The organism is Dyella sp. 01L423, assembly GCF_056399945.1.
Genome location: NZ_JBFTSI010000001.1, coordinates 407,532 through 424,031 on the forward strand (window position 1 = coordinate 407,532; position 16,500 = coordinate 424,031).

The following is a 16,500-nucleotide window of genomic DNA, read 5'->3' on the forward strand; positions in this document are numbered from 1 at the left end:
CTCTGGATGACCAGCCATCCGGCTGTTGAAGAGCGCCTCCGGCCTACGCCGGAATGACGGCAGACTATCGTCGAGGCAAGTCGTGCCTTCCTTGGAAGGGAAGGCACCGAAGTAACTTACTGCTTGAGCGACGAACTCACTGCAAACTCGCAACCCGTCTTCGCCTTCACGTCATCCAGCGTGACGCCATCGTGCAGTTCGATCAGCGTGATGCCCTTGCCCTTTTCCACCGAGAACACGCACAAGTCGGTGATGATCAGGTCTACGCATTCCTTGCCGGTGATGGGCAGGTCGCACTGGTTCTTGATCTTGGGCGTGCCGTCTTTGGCGGTGTGTTCCATCAGCACGACGACGCGCTTTACACCACTGACCAAGTCCATTGCGCCGCCCGGCCCCTTGACCATCTTGCCCGGCACCATCCAGTTGGCGATGTCGCCGGTGCACGACACTTCCAGGCCGCCGAGGATCGACAGATCCACATGGCCGCCGCGGATCATCGCGAACGACTCGGCGCTGGAGAAGAAGCTCGAGCCGGGCAGGGCGGTGATGGTCTGCTTGCCGGCGTTGATCAGATCCGGGTCGACGTGCGCATCGTCCGGGAACGGGCCGATGCCGAGCAGGCCGTTTTCCGACTGCAGGGTGACGTCCATGCCCGGCGGAATGTAATTGGCCACCAGGGTCGGAATGCCGATACCCAGGTTCACGTAGAAGCCGTCCTGCAATTCCTTCGCGGCGCGCTGCGCCATCGCGGTGCGGATCGGGCTTTCCTTGCCGGTATTGGCGCCGGCGATGGTGCGGAACTCGATGCGCTTTTCGTACGACGGCCCCTGGATGACGCGGTCGACGTAGATGCCCGGCACGTGCACGTTGTTCGGATCGAGCGTGCCCACTTCCACCAGTTCTTCCACCTCGGCCACGCAGACTTTGCCGCAGGTGGCGATCATCGGATTGAAGTTGCGCGCGGTCTCGCGGAACACCAGGTTGCCCAGGCGATCGCCCTTCCAGGCCTTCACGATCGACACGTCGGCGTGGATCGCTTCCTCAAGCACGTATTCCTTGCCGTTGAACGACTTGGTTTCCTTGCCCTCGGCCAGCTTGGTGCCGAACGCGGTGCGGGTGTAGAAACCCGGGATGCCGGCACCGCCGGCGCGCAGCTTCTCGGCCAGCGTGCCTTGCGGCACCAGGTGCAGTTCCAGTTCCCCGGCCAGCACCTGGCGCTCGAATTCCTTGTTCTCGCCTACGTAAGAGGCATACACGCGCTTGACCTGGCGGGTCTTGAGCAGCGGACCCATGCCGAAATCATCCACGCCGGCGTTGTTGCCCACGATGGTGAGCCCCTTGGTGCCGGCGGCCAGCAGCGCGCCGATCAGGTTCTCGGGAATGCCGCACAAGCCGAAGCCGCCGGCGGCGATCGTCATGTCGTCGAACAGCAGGCCGTCGAGGGCTTGCGCTGCGCTTGCATAAACCTTGTCCATTGCGATGCCTTCTTGCAGGGGAGAGCCAGCTGCCAAGGATACGACGGATTGGCGACCGCTTATGCAGGGCGAACGTCGCAAGGGGTGCGGATGGCGCTGTATAGCCATTTGTCTCGTGACGGCGACGATCTCGGCCAGGGTTTCGCAGGGTGCTTGACCCATGACGATTACGCGTGTAAACATAATTGCAATTACACGCGTAAACGGTGATGTATGGCAGTGAGCGAAGCCGAGGCAATCATCATGGAGGTGCTGTGGCGCTCATCGCCGCGCAGCGCCGAGGACATCCTGGCCGAGGTCGGCCCGCAACAAGACTGGCAGGAAGGCACCGTCAAGTCCTTGCTCAATCGCCTGTTGAAGAAGAAAGCGGTGAAGGCCGAGCGCGATGGCCGCCGCTACCTCTACGCGCCGCGACTAACGCGCGAGCAATACGTGTCGCAGGAGAGCAAAGGCCTGCTTGATCGCCTGTTCGGTGGCCGGGTGGCACCGCTGGTCGCGCACTTCTCCGAGCAGCGGAAGCTGTCGAAGAAAGACATCGCGGAGTTGAAGAAGCTGCTGCAGGAGCTTGACGATGAGCAGTCCTGACTGGCTATCCCACGGCTGGCTGGCGACGCTGGCATTCACCCTCGGCCTGGGCGCGGTAGCGCTGCTGCGCCATGGGTGCCGCCGAGTGTTCGGCGCCCAACTGGCCGCGCTGCTGTGGGTGCTGCCACCGCTGGCGGTTCTCGTCGCATGCCTGCCGCATTCAGCAACGGCGCCGATGACAGATCTTCCGCCCGTAGTGGTACAGATCACGACTACGCCCACACCGTTGATCAGCGTTGCGCACACACCCGGGCAGGAGCGAGGGCTTTCCTGGCTCGTCGCCATGACATGGCTGGCTGGCACGCTTGCAGCGTCGCTGGTGGCAGTCGCCGCGCAGCGACGTTATCGACGTCGCCTGCATGGCGCATCGCCGATGCTCGGCACCACTCTGCCGTGGCCCGTGCTGCAGGCGTCGCACGCGGACATGGGACCGGCGCTGGTGGGTGCATGGCGCCCGCGCATCGTGCTTCCGCCGGATTTCGAGCATCGCTACGAACCTGCGGAACGTGCGTTGATCCTTGCGCACGAAGCGATGCATGCGCGCCGACGCGACGGTTGGTCGTGTCTTATCGGGCAAGCCGTGGCGTCGCTGTTTTGGTTCCATCCCATGGCGTGGTGGGGACTGCGCGCGCTGCGCCATGACCTGGAGCTGGCCTGCGATGCCGCCGTGCTCAAGGCCAACGATGCGCCGCGCGCGCTCTACGCCCGCGCCATGCTCAAGACACAGGCCACCGGTGCGCTGTTGCCGGTGGGCTGCAGTTGGTCGTCACGACATCCCATCACGGAGAGAATTGTCATGTTGAAGCGGATTCAACCGGGCCATGCCCGGCGTTTGGCTGGTCGAATGAGCGTGGGCCTGCTGGCCACGGCATTGTCTGCGGTGGTGTATGCGGCGACAGGGCAGGAAGCTGGCGCCTACCACCCGGGCAAGGACATCGTGACCGAAGCACTGAAGGGCGCGCGTCCGGCACAAGATGCGCTGGCGTCTTCGACCAGCCGCCCGTCGGGCAATCCCGCGGGCAATGCGGCACTGGGATTGCCGGAGCCCGACAGCGGCGCGTTCGGCGCGGCGATCAAGCGGCTCGAGATCGCCGAAGGCGGTCACGTGCTGGTCACGCTCGCCGACGCTCACGGCGCGGTGGCGGGGCACCTGGATCTTGAAATGCATCCGGTCGAGCAGATCGGCGGCGTCGGCTGGTCGTGCTATAGCACCGACATTCCCAACGTGCAGCAGCTTGCCGCGACGTGCAGCTATCTGCCCGGTTTCGCCGGCAAGAACAAAGTGGATCTGATGTCGGTGGACCGTTTCACCTTCGACCTGGCGCTTTCCATCAACGGCCAGCAGGTCGACAAGGCCAGCAAGCTCTGCCTGCGCAAGAACGAGCCCTACCGCTTCAGCCATGTGCAGGATGCCGCGCATGCACCCGTCCAGGGCACGGTGAGCGTGCAAGCCATCGAGGGCGGGCAGGTGGAAATCCAGAGCGAGCTGGCCGGCGGCGTCATCCGGGAGCCCGTCCACCCCAAGCTGCACTCGCTTCCCGGCCAGACGGCCACGATCCAGATAGGCGAGAAGATCGGTGGCGACCATCCGCAGGACCACACGGTGAAATTGGATATCACCGCGACACCCGGCTGCGCGTAAGCGGATAGCCCGCCATACGGCAGCGTCTCGTCAGGGGCGCTGGCTATACTCCCCGCCAACGAGGTGGGGAGTGTCGTCCGTGAAGTTCAGCCGTCTTATCGTCGCCATCGCGGCGCTGGGCATCGTGTCCACGAGCCAGGCGGCATCGCCGGTGTTGGTGATCCATGGCGGCGCCGGCGTCATCAGGCGCGAGATGAGCCCGGCCAAGGAAAAGGCCATACGTGCGGCGCTGACGCAGGCGCTGCAAAGCGGCTACACCCAGCTGAAGGCAGGCAAGACTGCAGTCGATACCGTATCAGCGGCTATCACGGTGCTGGAGGACGACCCCAACTTCAACGCGGGGAAGGGTTCGGTTTTCACCCACGACGGCAAGAATGAAATGGATGCCGCCATCATGAACGGCTTCACGCTCGAGGCCGGCTCCATCGCCGGCGTGCATCGGGTAAAGAACCCCATTTTGCTGGCGCGCGCGGTGATGGAGAAATCCCAGCACGTGATGATGGTGGGCGATGGCGCCGAGGAATTCGCCAAGCAGGTCGGCATCACCTTGGTTGATCCGTCCTACTTCCGCACCGAAGAACGCTGGCAGCAGTTGCAGAAGGCGCTCAAGGAAGACGCCAACGATGAGAAGCATTCGGACGTGGAGACGGCCAAACACTTCGGCACGGTCGGTGCCGTTGCGCTGGATGCGCAAGGTCATCTGGCCGCCGGGACATCCACGGGCGGCATGACGGACAAGCGCTGGGGGCGCGTCGGAGACTCGCCGATCATCGGCGCCGGCACCTATGCCAACTCCGGCTGTGCGGTGTCAGGCACGGGCTGGGGCGAGTACTACATCCGCACCGTGGCCGCGCACGAGATCTGCATGCGCGTGACGCAGATGCGCGTGCCGCTGCGTCGTGCTGCGGCCGAGGTGATCAATCAGGAAATCCCGTCGATGGGTGGCAATGGCGGCGCCATTGCGCTGGATGCGAACGGCACGGTCAGCATGCCCTTCAACACCGATGGCATGTACCGCGGCTGGATTGGCGCCGATGGTGTGCCGCACGTGGCGATCTATGGCGATGAGGCTGACGGCACGTCGGAACCGTTGCCGGCGGATGCGGCTTCTGCGTCCCAGCCCTAATGCTCCGCTCCGCAGGGCAGGATCGTTCCTGGGAGCAGGGTTTCTAGAATTTACCGCACCGTGATTTGCCCTCACCGTCATTCCGGCGAAAGCCGGAATCCAGCGACTTCATGTGAGGTTGGAAAGGCACTGGATTCCGGCTTTCGCCGGAATGACGGTGAGGGACAGGCAGCGACCGAGAAACGGTACGGCTTGGTTCTTATTCTTCGTTGTCCGGACGCTCTCGCACCGGATGCTTGCTGAGCTTGCGCTGCAGCGTGCGGCGATGCATGCCCAGGCGGCGGGCCGTTTCGGAGATATTGCCGTCGCACTCGGTGAGCACGCGCTGGATGTGTTCCCACTCCAGGCGACGCAGGGCCAGCGGCGCTTCCGGCGCGTCGATCACATCGTCTTCGCTGGCGTTGGTATCGCCGTCGAGCAGGGCGCGCACCACGGCATCGGCATCCACCGGCTTGGCCAGGTAGTCGTGCGCGCCGCGCTTGATCGCTTCCACTGCCGTGGCAATAGAGGCGTAACCGGTCAACAGCAGCACGCGGATTTCCGGCACCAATGCCTGCAATTCGGGGATCAGGCGCAGGCCGTTCTCTTCGCCCAACTTGAGGTCCAGCACGCAGTAGCGGGGCTGGTGGCGGCGGGTGAGCGCGCGGGCCTCGTCGGCGTTGCTGGCGGTGATCACTTCGAAGCCGCGGGAACTGAGCGCGCGGGCCAATACACGGGCAAACGTGGCGTCGTCATCGACAATCAGTAGTTGCTGGTCACTCATCTTGCTCTCCTCGGCGCAGTGCCGATGCGTGCATTTTCGCCGCTGCGACAAGGCATTCACATGTGGCCATCTGCCACTGTGGCTATCCGCCGCAGCCGATTATGGCGCGGCAATCACCGCGAGCGGCAGACGCAGGCGCATCTGGGCGCCATGACCGGTATTGAGCGCGATCAGCTCACCAGCCAGGCGCTCGGCGGTGGCCTCGGCCAGGGCTAGGCCGATGCCCAGTCCGCTCTGCTTGTGCGAGCGACCGAGCTCGGATAATTCGCCGGTGGGATCGGCAAAGCCCGGGCCGTGGTCGGCCACGATCAGCTCGAGCCAGCCGTCATCGCGGCGCACGGTGAGGGCGACCGCCTGGGATTGATTGATCGCCGATGCGTCTGCCGCGTTGTTCAGCAGGTTGAGCAAGGCGTGACGCAGGCCGGGTGGCGTACGCAGCACGGTGCGCGCGGCCTCCTGGTCCAGGGCCAGGGCCAGGTCGGCTTCCGGGCGCAGCAGCTGGAAGCGTTCCAGGCAGCCATGGATGAACTTGTCGACGGTGAGCTGCTCGGGCTCCTGCGACAGCTGCGCCTTGCCGAACGCCACCATCTCGCGAAGGATGGTGCGGCAGCGATCCACCTGGCCTTCGAGCAATTCGAGATCCTCGGCAAGCGCCGTGTCGCCGGCGTGCTCGCGGCGCAGTTCGGGCAACAAGGTGCGCATCGTCGACAGCGGCGTGTTGAGTTCGTGCGCGGCGCCGGCGGCCTGCGTGGCGATGGCGAGGATGCCTTCATCGCGCAGCGCGCGTTCGCGCACCTTCTGCATCTCCATTTGCTGCAGGCGTGCGGCGCGGGCCAGCCGGTTGATGAAGAAACCCAGCAGCACGGCCATGATCACGAAGTTCACGCCCATGCCCAGTACGTGCAACGAGAAGCCGCTGGTGGAATGCATCGGTACAGGCAGCGGCACGTACCAGGACAGCAGCACCGCATAAGCTGCGCCGACTAGAGCTGCGACAACCAGCACTGCGTTGACGGTCAGCGCCGCCGCGCTCAGTGCGATCGGTATCAGCAGCAGGGTGATGAACGGGTTGCTCGCGCCGCCGGTGAAATGCAGCAGGTAGCCGAGCACCAGCGTGTCCACGCCCACGTGCACGATGGTTTCCCACTGACGGATGGGCCAGGGCTGGGTGAGGCGCCAGGCAGCGAACATGGCGAACACGGCCAGCAGCCCGATGCCCACCATGAGCGGCAGCAGCGGGATATCCATATGCATCCACAGCGCACATACCAGCACGGCGGTGCTCTGGCCGGCGATGGCGCAGATGCGCAGCCAGGCGAGGCTGCGGAACAGGGTGCGGGGGCCGATGCGTTGCTGGGTGGAGGCGCGTTTCATGCCGGCGATGTTAGCCGGTTTGGGCCATCCGCCTGGCGTGGGGGCTGGTCGCTGCGTCACTTTGCGCCGGAGCAGCCGCCCATGAAAACTCGCCCCGACGAGCGGGGCGAGTGGCGTTGGATCAGACTTCTTCGCTGTGCACGGCCGGCAGCGGCGTATGCACTTCAGCGTGACTGCGCGAGAGCTTGTTCATCAGCGGCAGCATGACCACGGCGATCACCGTGCAGGCAATGCCCACGAAACCGAGCTTGTTGAACAGGCTGACGTAGATGTTGAGCGACTCGACCGGGCTGCTGATGTTCTCTGGCATCGCGGCGATATTGGCCACCACACTGCCCAGGTACTGCGAAATACCCACGGCCACGTAGTAGGCGCCCATCATGAAGCCGCCCATGCGTGCCGGCACGTAGCGGGCAATCATGGCCAGGCCCAGGCCGCTCACCAGCAGTTCGCCCAGCGAGTAGAAGCCATAACCCCAGACCATCGTCCACGACGACACCTGGCCGTCGACGGCGCTCATGGCGCCCAGGCCGTACATGAAGAAGCCCACGGCCACCGCGGCGAAGCCGAGCGCGAACTTGAACGCCACCGACGGGTCCTTGCCCACGCGGCCGAGGCCGTTGTACATCAGCACCAGCACCGGGCTCAGCAACACGATCCAGATCGCATTGAGGTTCTGGTACTGCTCGGGAATCCAGTTGAAGAGGTGGACGCCGAACACGTCGAACGAGAGGTTCACGTTCTTCTGCGCGAACAGGTTCAGCGAGGTCGCCATCTGCGCGTAGAAGATGAAGAAGAAGATCGTCTGCACGGTGAGCACCAGGGCGGCAATCAAGCCCGCACGCTCACCCTTGCCGGCGTTGCGGATCAGGTGCACGAAGATGCCCAGGATCACGATGCCGGCGAGGTAGACGCAGATCTTGGCGGCGAGCAGGCTCTGCAGGATGAAGGCCGCCACCACCACCAGCACCAGCGACGCGCCAAGCAGGGCCAGCACGCGCTTGGCCTGCACCGGCTGTTCGTCCGGCGGCGACCCGATATGGGCCAGCGTGCGATGCATCAGCGAGTAGTTGATCAGACCAAGCACCAGGCCTACGGCGCACGAGCCGAACGCGGTATGCCAGCCCATCGCATCGCCGTAATGCGCGCCCACATAGTCGCGGATCCAGGGCGTGGCCGTCATGGACACCATCGAGCCGACGTTCACCGCCATGTAGTAGATGGTGAATGCGCTATCGATACGCACGTCGTCGCCCTCGTAGATCTTGCGCACGAGGTTGCCGGCATTGGGTTTGAAGAAGCCGTTGCCGACGATGATCACGCCCAGCGACATATAGGTGAGCGTCGGGTTATTCGACGGAATCCACAGCATCGCGTAGCCCAGCGCGAGCACGACGGCGCCGGTCACCATGGTGCGACGGGTGCCGATGAGCTTGTCGCCGACCCAGCCGCCGATCGCGGGCGTGGCGTAGATCAGGGCAGCGGCCGCGCCCCACACGAGGTTGGCCTTGGTATCGATGAAGCCCAGCTTCTTCATCATGTAGGTGACCATCAACACCTGCATGCCGTAGAAGCCGAAGCGCTCCCACATCTCGATCAGGAAGACCGTATAGAACGACTTGGTCTGGGAGACCGGCGGATTCTGGATTGCCATTCAATTGTCCGTACTGCGGTTCTGACAACGGCCGCACGAGGCAGCCGGCTCGCGTAACCCCTAACGGGTCACAAAGTGGGCAAGCGTAACCCAACATTCATTCAGGCGACGTTGCGCTGCCGCATGAAGAAACCTGCGATCTGCCCGCCCGTCGGGCGATATGGCAAAATCGAGGTCTTATGCCCGTCGAGCACGGGCGCGGCCCTGCCGCAATCTCACAGAGGACGACACCATGGCCGCTACCGGCTTCCGCGGGCCCCGGCAAATCTGGAACGCCTTCAAGTGGTCCATGAAAGGACTGCAAGCGGGTTGGCGCCACGAGGCCTCGTTCCGCATGGAGGTAGGCATCGCCGTGGTCCTGGTGCCGCTGGGCCTGTGGCTGGGCAACGGCGCGCTGGAAAAGATCGCCCTGATCCTGCCGCCGGTACTGGTGCTGTCGGCCGAGCTGCTCAATTCGGCGGTGGAGGCGGTGGTGGACAAGGTCAGCCCCGAATTCCACGAGCTGGCCGGCCGCGCCAAGGACATGGGTTCGGCGGCGGTATTCCTGCTGCTGACCATGACGGCGTTGAGCTGGGGCCTGATCCTGTGGCCGCGCTGGGCCTGAGATCCCCGTTCGTATGCTCAATGCCCTGACTTGGCGTCCTTGACCTGTTCGGCAGCGCCGACCGAAACCGTGCCGGTCCACAGCGCGTCACGCGTCTTGAAGTATCGGTCGGGCTTCCAACGCCAGTCGGCGTAGAAATCACGGCTGCTGCATCCGATCACCGGCACGCCTTCGATCGTAGGCCCTGCGCACGCAGGCGCGGGGCCGCCGGCGCCGACCGTTTTGACGTCGGCGCCCAGATAGAAATCCATCGTCTCGAGGCGTGCCATGCGCAGCTCATGGACCATGCGCGGCTTGGCGGCGGGATCGCCATAGCTGGCGTACAGCGTGTCGTACGTTGCTCTGGCGCGCTCGCGTTGGGCGTCGTCCAGCTTGGCCCAGATGGCGTCGCGAGTCGCGACGAATTGGGGGTAATTTCGCTCGGCCGCGACGGCCACCCAGGCATAGGCAGTCACCGGATCCTGATCGACGCCTTCGCCGTTGAGATACATCAGGCCGATGCTGAGCTGCGAGAGCTTGTCCGCATAGCGAGCGCCCTCGAGGAACCATTTCATGGCCTTGGCGTAGCTGCCCTCGGCGTAATAGCGCATGCCGGCATACTCGCCCATCTGGTCCGGGTGGCCCCAGGTGGACGAGCGATTCATCGCGGCCAGGATGTGCCGGGACAGAGCGTCATCCATCGTGGCTTCCGCCGCGTTCGCGGTGATGCCGTACATCAGGGTCAGGGCCAGCAGGCCCCCGCGTAGCATGTGCTGCATGGCGCTCGTCTCCTGCGATGGCCTGGTGCAACGTCCCCGCGCCGAAAGCCTCCTCCGGGCGTCGGCATGGTATCCGGCCGCCGTCATCGGCAAGTGAAGACGCCATTGATTGCGCCGGTCATGGCGGGGTGTTGCAATGGGCCCTCCACCGGATTGGAGCACCCCCATGAAACTTCTTCGTGTCCTCGCTTTGCTGTTGGTCGCCGCCGGCCTCTCGGGCTGCGGATATAACGCGATCCAGCGCCAGGACGAGTCGGTGAAGGCGGCCTGGTCTGAAGTGCTCAACCAATACCAGCGTCGCGCCGATCTGGTGCCCAACCTGGTCAACACGGTGAAGGGCTACGCCCAGCACGAAGAGCGCGTGCTCACCGAAGTCACCAATGCGCGCGCCAAGGTGGGCAGCACCCAGCTGACCACCGACGATCTGAACAACCCCGAGAAGCTCAAGCAGTTCCAGGCGGCGCAGGGTGAGCTGTCCAGCGCGCTGTCACGCCTGATGGTGGTGAGCGAAAACTACCCGAACCTCAAGGCGGACGGCCTGTTCCAGAACCTGCAGGCGCAGCTGGAAGGCACCGAGAATCGCATCACCGTGGCGCGCAACCGCTACGTGAAAGAAGTGCAGGATTACAACTCGATGATCCGCACCTTCCCCAACAATCTCACCGCGAAGATGTTCGGCTATCAGGTCAAGGCGAACTTCTCGGTCGAGAACGAGAAGGCCATTTCCACGGCGCCGACGGTCGACTTCGGCAGCCCGGCGCCCGCTGGCTCGGCGCATTGACGTGACCGGGCGCATGGCGCGCCTGCTGCTCGCGCTGTCGGTGGCCTTGCTGCCGCTGGCGCTGCTGCATGCCGACGAAACCGTTCCCACGCTCACCCGGCATGTCACCGACCTCACCGGCACGCTCACGCCGCAGCAGGTCGATCAGCTCGATGCACAGCTGGTGTCGCTGGAAAAGACCAAGGGCGCCCAGCTGGTGGTGCTGATGGTGCCCACCACCCAGCCGCAGGACATCGCGGAATATTCGCTGGCGGTGGCGGAAGCCAACAAGATCGGCCGCAAGGGCACCGACGACGGACTGCTGTTGCTGGTGGCCAAGAACGATCGGCGCGTGCGCATCGAAGTGGGCTATGGGCTGGAAGGCGCCGTGCCCGATGCGGCCACGGCGCGCATCATTCGCGAATACATCGCGCCGAAATTCCGCACCAACGACTACTTTGGCGGCATCAACGACGCCATGGGCGCGCTCACCCAGCTCGTCAACGGCGAGGCGCTGCCGCCGCCGGTGGAGAGTGCCAATCACGAGCGCCGTCGTGGCATCGACTTTGGCCACGTCCTGTTGATCGGCGCGTTCGCGGCCTTTTTCCTGCGCAGCGTCTTGGGTCGCACGACCGTCTGGTTGCGCACGCCGATAGGTGCGGCGATCACCGGCGGTCTCGTGTGGTTGCTGGCCGCATCGCTGGGCGCAGGCATTTTTGGCGCGCTCATCGGTGGTGTGCTGATGCTGCTGCCAGGGGGAGGAGGGCGCTCCATCGGCGGCGGTGGTTGGGGCGGCTTCGGCGGTTTCGGTGGTGGCGGTTTTGGTGGCGGTGGTGGTTTTGGCGGCGGCAGCGGCGGAGGCGGCGGCTTCAGCGGAGGCGGCGGCAGTTTCGGCGGTGGCGGTTCATCGGGGAGCTGGTGACATGTCGCGCACACAACGTCTGCTGATGAATCTGTTCGATGGCTGGTTCCAGCTGCGCCGGCGCTTTCCCAAAAGCCTGCTCGACGAAATGGCAGGCGCGATCGCGCAAGGCGAGCGCGATCATCGCGGCGAGGTGTGCTTTGCCGTCGAATCGCGATTGACGCCTGGAGCCGTATTTGCCGGCATGACGGCCGAACACCGCGCGCGGCAAGTGTTCGCCCAGCTGCATGTGTGGGACACCCAGCACAATAGCGGCGTGCTGTTTTACGTGTTGATGGCGGAACACCGCGTGGTGATTCTCGCCGACCGCGGCGTGGCGGCCGCTGTCGCGCCATCCGAGTGGGATGCGATTCGCGATCACATGCTGGCGCGTTTCGCTCGCGGTGAGTGGCGGCCCGGTTGTCTGGATGGCATTGCAGAAGCGCATGCGTTGCTGCTTCGGCATTTTCCGGGCAACGACAAGGATGCGCCGGACGAATTGCCGGATAGGCCGGTGCTGCTGTAATTGTCGTGCGAACGGCGCAAGGCGGGTCGCGCACAAGTGCGCTCCTACAAGGTTGCTAGGCCCGTGCAGGAGCGCACTTGTGCGCGACCGCAGGGCTTCGGTCGACCACTCCCTCGCCCCTCGCCAATGCAAAAAAAAAGCGGGCCCGAAGGCCCGCCTTTTTCGAAGTACCGCACTCTTTCGAGCTTAGAACTTCTGGTTGTACGACACGTAGAAGTAACGGTCGATGTCGAACGCCGGGTTGTACGGCGCGCTGCCGGTACCCGAGGTGGTCACCGAGTAGTAGTACGGGCCCTTCTTGTTGAAGATGTTGTTCACGCCAACGGTGAACACGCCCTTCCAAGGAGCCGTGTAACGGAACTGTGCGTCGTTGAACGCGACCGAACCCTTCTGGCTCATGCCATAAGTGCCCCACCACGGATTGGTGTAATCCGGCGAGGAGCACTCGACGGTCGCGGTGTAGCAGCTGTCCTTCAGGCCGGCGTAGTAACGCACCGTCCAGCTGGCGCCGAACTGCTTATAGTCCCAATCCACCTGCAGGTTCGAACGCAGACGGTACATGCCGTCTTCGCCCGTGCCGCCGGCAGTGCCGCCCGACATGAAGCCAACCAGATCCTGCGGCGTCGCGCCCGGACCGCTGACCACTTCGTACTTGGTCAGGTAGGTGCTGTCCGAAGCGATGCGGAAGCGGCCGAACGAGGTTTCCGGCAGACGGTAGTGGATACCGACGTCATAGCCTTCGGTCTTCAACGTACCCAGGTTGGCCAGGCCTTCGTTGAGCGAGGAGATCGAGCCTGCCACGAGGTTCGAGGTCGCCGTCGGCGTGCGCTGGAAGTTGTTGCAGAAGTTCTGGTCGTTGTTGATGTAGCAATAGTCGACGATGTTCTGCGCCAGCACCGACGAGATGATGTTCTTCACGTAGATGTTGTAGTAGTCGACCGTGAAGTCCAGGCCTTCCACGTAGTGCGGGCTGTAGACCATGCCCAGCGTACGGGTGATCGAGGTTTCCGGCTTCAGGTTCGGGTTCGAACCGGAGAGGAACGCCACCGGCGTCTGGCCACCGGCGGTGCTGGCAACCTGCGCACCGGTCTGGTCGACCTGGCGATAGTTCGCCGGCACGCCAGCGGCGGCGCAGCGAGCCTTGACCTGCGAGTTGGTCGCGGCAGCGCCGTAAGCCGAGTCGCAGGGATCCAGGAACGTTTCGAAGCTCTGGCCGACGCCGCCATCCAGATCGCTGATGGTCGGTGCACGGAAGCCCTGAGCCCAGGTACCGCGAACCAGCAGGTCCGCGAACGGACGGTAGCGGAAGCTGTACTTGTTGTTGGTGGTGCTGCCGAAGTTGCTGTAGTGCGAGTAGCGGCTGGCGATGTTGAGGCCCAGCTCCTGCGCACCCGGCAGGTCACGCAGCAGCGGAACGTCGAGCTCGGCGTACGCTTCGTTCGTGTTGTACGCACCGTTGGTCGGCGCGCTGGCCAGATTGGTGGTCAGGCCGGCGGCGTCGGCGGCGTCCGGACGGAAGACGCCCTTCTCGCCACGATGCTCCACGCCCACGGCGAGGCTGACCGTGCCGGCCGGCAGGTCGAACAGGCCGCCGGACACGTTGGCAGCCCAATCGGAGGTGTAGCTGGCCTGGCGATCGGTGCTGTTGTAGTTCAGGTAGTTCCACACCGACTGCGGGGTACCGCCCGGACCGGCGAGGATGTTCCACGGCACGCAACCGGCGGCGCGATCAGCGGCGCTGGCGCAGGCGACCTGGCCGTTGATGGTGGTCGTCGGGCCGAGGGCGGCGCGAGCGTTCGGCAGGTAGATGTTGCCGCTGCCCTGGATGCGGATCTTGTTGGCGTCGTAGGTGAAGCCAGCGTCCCACGACCAATCATGGTTCAGGAACTGGAAGTAACCTTCGGCACCCAAGTCGATGTGCGCAAGATTGGACTGCACGTTGGTGACGCGGGGCATTTCCACCGTGCGGCGGAAGAACTCGACGTCCTGGCCCGGGAACGGGTTGTAGGCGTTCTGGCCGCTGATCAGGATCGGCTCATCAGCCGCACCCGACTGGAACGGGTAGCCGGCGAGCTGGCTCGAGGTGTCGCGCGAGCTGTAGCTGGCGGCCGCGCGCAGCGTGATGTTGTCGGTGAGCTTGTAGCGGTCCTGCAGGTACAGGTTCTTCAGCTTGGTGCCGGCGCGGAACGTCATGTCCTGCTGCGTGTTGTACTTGTCGGCAGTGCTGTTGGGGTCGTACAGGTGGTAGCCAGCCGGCGCACCCGCGGTGGTCGTCTGGCCACCGTGGTTGTACACGTACTGGTTGTCGGGATTGTTCGGATCGACCACGCGGCCGTACGGGCCCAGGCCCAGGCCAGCCGTCGGGTGACGCGGACCCTGCGCGTACGAAGTCTCAGGACGCTCGCTGTTCCACATCGGATCGACGTTCTGGTACGAAGCGCCGACGATGATCGAGTTCTTCTCGGTCGAGTGACCCCAGGTGAAGTCGTAGTTGGTCGTCTCGCCGTCGCCCTTGCCGTTCTGGCCGTAGTAGACGTTGGCTTCGGCGCCGTCGAACTTCTCCTTGGTGATGATGTTCACCACGCCGCCGATGGCGTCGGAGCCGTAGATGGAGGAGGCGCCATCCTTGAGGATGTCGATGCGCTCGATCATCGAGACGGGGATGGTCGACAGGTCGGTCAGGCCCGAGAGGCTGGTGCTCCAGCGACGGCCATTGACCAGCACCAGGGTGCGCTGCGAACCGAGGTTGCGGATGTTGACGTAGCGGCCGCCGACGTCAGCGCCCGAGGACAGCGTGTCCTGCGGGGTGATGTCCGGAGTACCGGCCGACGGCATGCGGGCCAGGATGTCGTTGACGTTGGTCAGGCCGGTGGCCTGGATCGCCGCGCGGTCCATGGTGAACACAGGCTGCGAGGTTTCCACGTCCACGCTGCGAATGCGCGAGCCGGTGACGGTGACGGTTTCGAGGCTCTTGGCCGAGGACTGTTCAGCCGGGGCAGGAGCGGCATCCTGTGCGGCCACCGACCACGTCTGCAGCACGAGCGCTGCGGCGATGGCAGTTGCCAGCAGGGTCTTTTGCTTCATTGTTGGAACTCCGAACAAAAAATAGCCATCAGCCAGCTCGCGAGGGCTGGACATCTGGGTATGGGGATGGCGCGAACAACCCTGGGGAAGGACTGCGCACCGTGGCATCGCCAGGCTTGGGGGACAGGCGATGTAATCCCGAAGTTAAAACAAAGTGACGGGTAGGTGCAACCCTAGTGCAACAGTCAGCTGCTAGTTGGTTCTGTGCTAGGCGCCTAAGAAATTTCTGTGCAAGCGCTGATCTGGCCGTGCGTGCGCGACCATCAACATCTGCCGGCCTACTTGAGCCGCGACCCGATGCCCTCCGACGGCGCTGCCCGCTACACTCGCGCTTTGCCGCCAGCCCGTGTGCCCATGACGCAGCCATTCACCGTCGCCTTCGACCCCGTTGCTTTCAAGCTGGGGCCGCTTCAGATCCACTGGTATGGCTTGATGTATCTGGGCGGGTTCCTGGGCGCATGGCTGCTCGCCGAATACCGTCGCCGCCACGGCCGCCTGCCGGTATCGCGCGATGCGCTAGGCGACTTGGCGTTCTACGCGATGATGGGCGTGATCGTCGGCGGCCGCATCTGGTACATGCTGTTTTACGCCGACATCCACTGGATCTGGACCGATCCGCTCGCGCTGTTTCGCGTGTGGGACGGCGGCATGAGCTTCCACGGCGGCCTGCTGGGCGTGCTGACGGCGGGCTGGTGGTGGTCGCGCCGCAACGACATCCATTTCTTCGACACGATCGATTTCGTGGCGCCGATGGTGCCGGTGGGCCTTGGGCTGGGGCGCCTCGGCAATTTCATCAACGGCGAGCTGTGGGGCAAGCCAGATACCGTTTCCTGGGCGATGATTTTCCCCAATGCCCGCACCGCCGACGTGGACTGGGCCACGGCGCATCCGCAGTGGCAGGCAGCCCTGGCCCAGTTTGGCGGGTTGCCGCGCCATCCTTCGCAGCTCTATGAAATGCTGCTCGAAGGCGTGGTGATGTTCACCGTGCTGTTCCTGGTGTCGATCAAGCCGCGGCCGCGCTATCTCATCTCGGGACTGTTCGCGCTGCTTTACGGCTGCTTCCGTTTTGGCGTGGAATTCGTGCGCGTGCCTGATCCGCAGCTTGGTTACCTGGCCTGGGGTTGGTTGACCATGGGGCAGATCCAGTCCTTGCCGCTGGTGTTGATCGGCCTGGTGCTGATTGCCATGTCGCGCAACGCGCCGACCATGCGCCCGTACAACGTTTCGCTGCCCACCAAGGAGTAAGCC

The 16,500-nt window shown here is 64.3% G+C and carries 14 protein-coding genes and 1 pseudogene; 8 read left to right on the plus strand and 7 right to left on the minus strand.

All coding sequences use genetic code 11. The annotated features are described in order from the left end of the window. Positions 1 to 116 precede the first annotated feature (116 nt). Positions 117 to 746 carry a 3-oxoacid CoA-transferase subunit B gene (locus tag AC1DMY_RS01780; protein WP_477164172.1) on the minus strand — a complete coding sequence of 210 codons (630 nt, stop codon included), beginning with the start codon at positions 744 to 746 and terminating at the stop codon, positions 117 to 119. Between the two features lie 93 nt (positions 747 to 839). After that, positions 840 to 1,658 (minus strand): annotated as a pseudogene (locus tag AC1DMY_RS01785) (CoA transferase subunit A); the annotation flags it as partial. A 30-nt stretch (positions 1,659 to 1,688) separates the two neighbouring features. Here AC1DMY_RS01785 and AC1DMY_RS01790 point away from each other — a divergent pair. The 3 genes from AC1DMY_RS01790 (at position 1,689) to AC1DMY_RS01800 (ending at position 4,828) form a co-directional block, all read left to right on the plus strand. After that, positions 1,689 to 2,060 (plus strand): BlaI/MecI/CopY family transcriptional regulator, encoded by a 372-nt coding sequence (locus AC1DMY_RS01790; protein WP_477163323.1) that lies wholly within the window; start codon positions 1,689 to 1,691, stop codon positions 2,058 to 2,060. Then, positions 2,047 to 3,702 (plus strand): M56 family metallopeptidase, encoded by a 1,656-nt coding sequence (locus AC1DMY_RS01795; protein ID WP_477163324.1) that lies wholly within the window; start codon positions 2,047 to 2,049, stop codon positions 3,700 to 3,702. The genes AC1DMY_RS01790 and AC1DMY_RS01795 overlap by 14 nt, the downstream gene beginning before the upstream one ends. Positions 3,703 to 3,781: 79 nt before the next feature. Further along, positions 3,782 to 4,828: an isoaspartyl peptidase/L-asparaginase family protein gene (locus tag AC1DMY_RS01800; protein WP_477163325.1), complete on the plus strand. Its 1,047-nt coding sequence runs from the start codon at positions 3,782 to 3,784 to the stop codon at positions 4,826 to 4,828. A gap of 199 nt (positions 4,829 to 5,027) precedes the next feature. On the opposite strand, the gene AC1DMY_RS01805 is transcribed toward AC1DMY_RS01800, so the two are convergent. The 3 genes from AC1DMY_RS01805 to AC1DMY_RS01815 form a co-directional block, all read right to left on the minus strand. After that, positions 5,028 to 5,591: a response regulator transcription factor gene (locus AC1DMY_RS01805; RefSeq protein WP_477163326.1), complete on the minus strand. Its 564-nt coding sequence runs from the start codon at positions 5,589 to 5,591 to the stop codon at positions 5,028 to 5,030. Positions 5,592 to 5,690: 99 nt separating this feature from the next. Beyond that, positions 5,691 to 6,965: an ATP-binding protein gene (locus tag AC1DMY_RS01810; RefSeq protein ID WP_441602536.1), complete on the minus strand. Its 1,275-nt coding sequence runs from the start codon at positions 6,963 to 6,965 to the stop codon at positions 5,691 to 5,693. A 121-nt stretch (positions 6,966 to 7,086) separates the two neighbouring features. After that, positions 7,087 to 8,619: a peptide MFS transporter gene (locus AC1DMY_RS01815; protein ID WP_477163327.1), complete on the minus strand. Its 1,533-nt coding sequence runs from the start codon at positions 8,617 to 8,619 to the stop codon at positions 7,087 to 7,089. Between the two features lie 232 nt (positions 8,620 to 8,851). Here AC1DMY_RS01815 and AC1DMY_RS01820 point away from each other — a divergent pair, with 232 nt between their 5' ends. Further along, positions 8,852 to 9,223 carry a diacylglycerol kinase gene (locus tag AC1DMY_RS01820; protein ID WP_477163328.1) on the plus strand — a complete coding sequence of 124 codons (372 nt, stop codon included), beginning with the start codon at positions 8,852 to 8,854 and terminating at the stop codon, positions 9,221 to 9,223. A 17-nt stretch (positions 9,224 to 9,240) separates the two neighbouring features. Here AC1DMY_RS01820 and AC1DMY_RS01825 read toward each other — a convergent pair whose 3' ends face one another. Continuing rightward, positions 9,241 to 9,981, minus strand: a complete 741-nt coding sequence (locus AC1DMY_RS01825; RefSeq protein ID WP_477163329.1) for an SEL1-like repeat protein — start codon at positions 9,979 to 9,981, stop codon at positions 9,241 to 9,243. 166 nt (positions 9,982 to 10,147) lie between these two features. Here AC1DMY_RS01825 and AC1DMY_RS01830 point away from each other — a divergent pair, with 166 nt between their 5' ends. From AC1DMY_RS01830 to AC1DMY_RS01840, 3 genes are read left to right on the plus strand one after another with little or no spacing between them, the layout of a single operon-like run. After that, entirely contained in the window at positions 10,148 to 10,762 is a 615-nt protein-coding gene (locus AC1DMY_RS01830) for a LemA family protein (protein ID WP_441602538.1), read from the plus strand. Positions 10,763 to 10,775: 13 nt separating this feature from the next. Beyond that, on the plus strand, positions 10,776 to 11,663 hold the full coding sequence (locus AC1DMY_RS01835; protein ID WP_477163330.1) for a TPM domain-containing protein: 888 nt from the start codon (positions 10,776 to 10,778) through the stop codon (positions 11,661 to 11,663). A 1-nt stretch (position 11,664) separates the two neighbouring features. Beyond that, positions 11,665 to 12,168: a TPM domain-containing protein gene (locus AC1DMY_RS01840; protein ID WP_477163331.1), complete on the plus strand. Its 504-nt coding sequence runs from the start codon at positions 11,665 to 11,667 to the stop codon at positions 12,166 to 12,168. 186 nt (positions 12,169 to 12,354) lie between these two features. Here the strand turns inward: AC1DMY_RS01840 and AC1DMY_RS01845 are convergent, their stop codons facing one another. Then, positions 12,355 to 15,252, minus strand: coding sequence for a TonB-dependent receptor plug domain-containing protein (locus AC1DMY_RS01845; RefSeq protein WP_477163332.1), 2,898 nt, complete (start codon positions 15,250 to 15,252; stop codon positions 12,355 to 12,357). Between the two features lie 354 nt (positions 15,253 to 15,606). Here AC1DMY_RS01845 and lgt point away from each other — a divergent pair, with 354 nt between their 5' ends. After that, complete coding sequence (lgt, locus tag AC1DMY_RS01850) at positions 15,607 to 16,497, plus strand: prolipoprotein diacylglyceryl transferase (protein WP_477163333.1); 891 nt, start codon at positions 15,607 to 15,609, stop codon at positions 16,495 to 16,497. Positions 16,498 to 16,500: the final 3 nt, after the last annotated feature.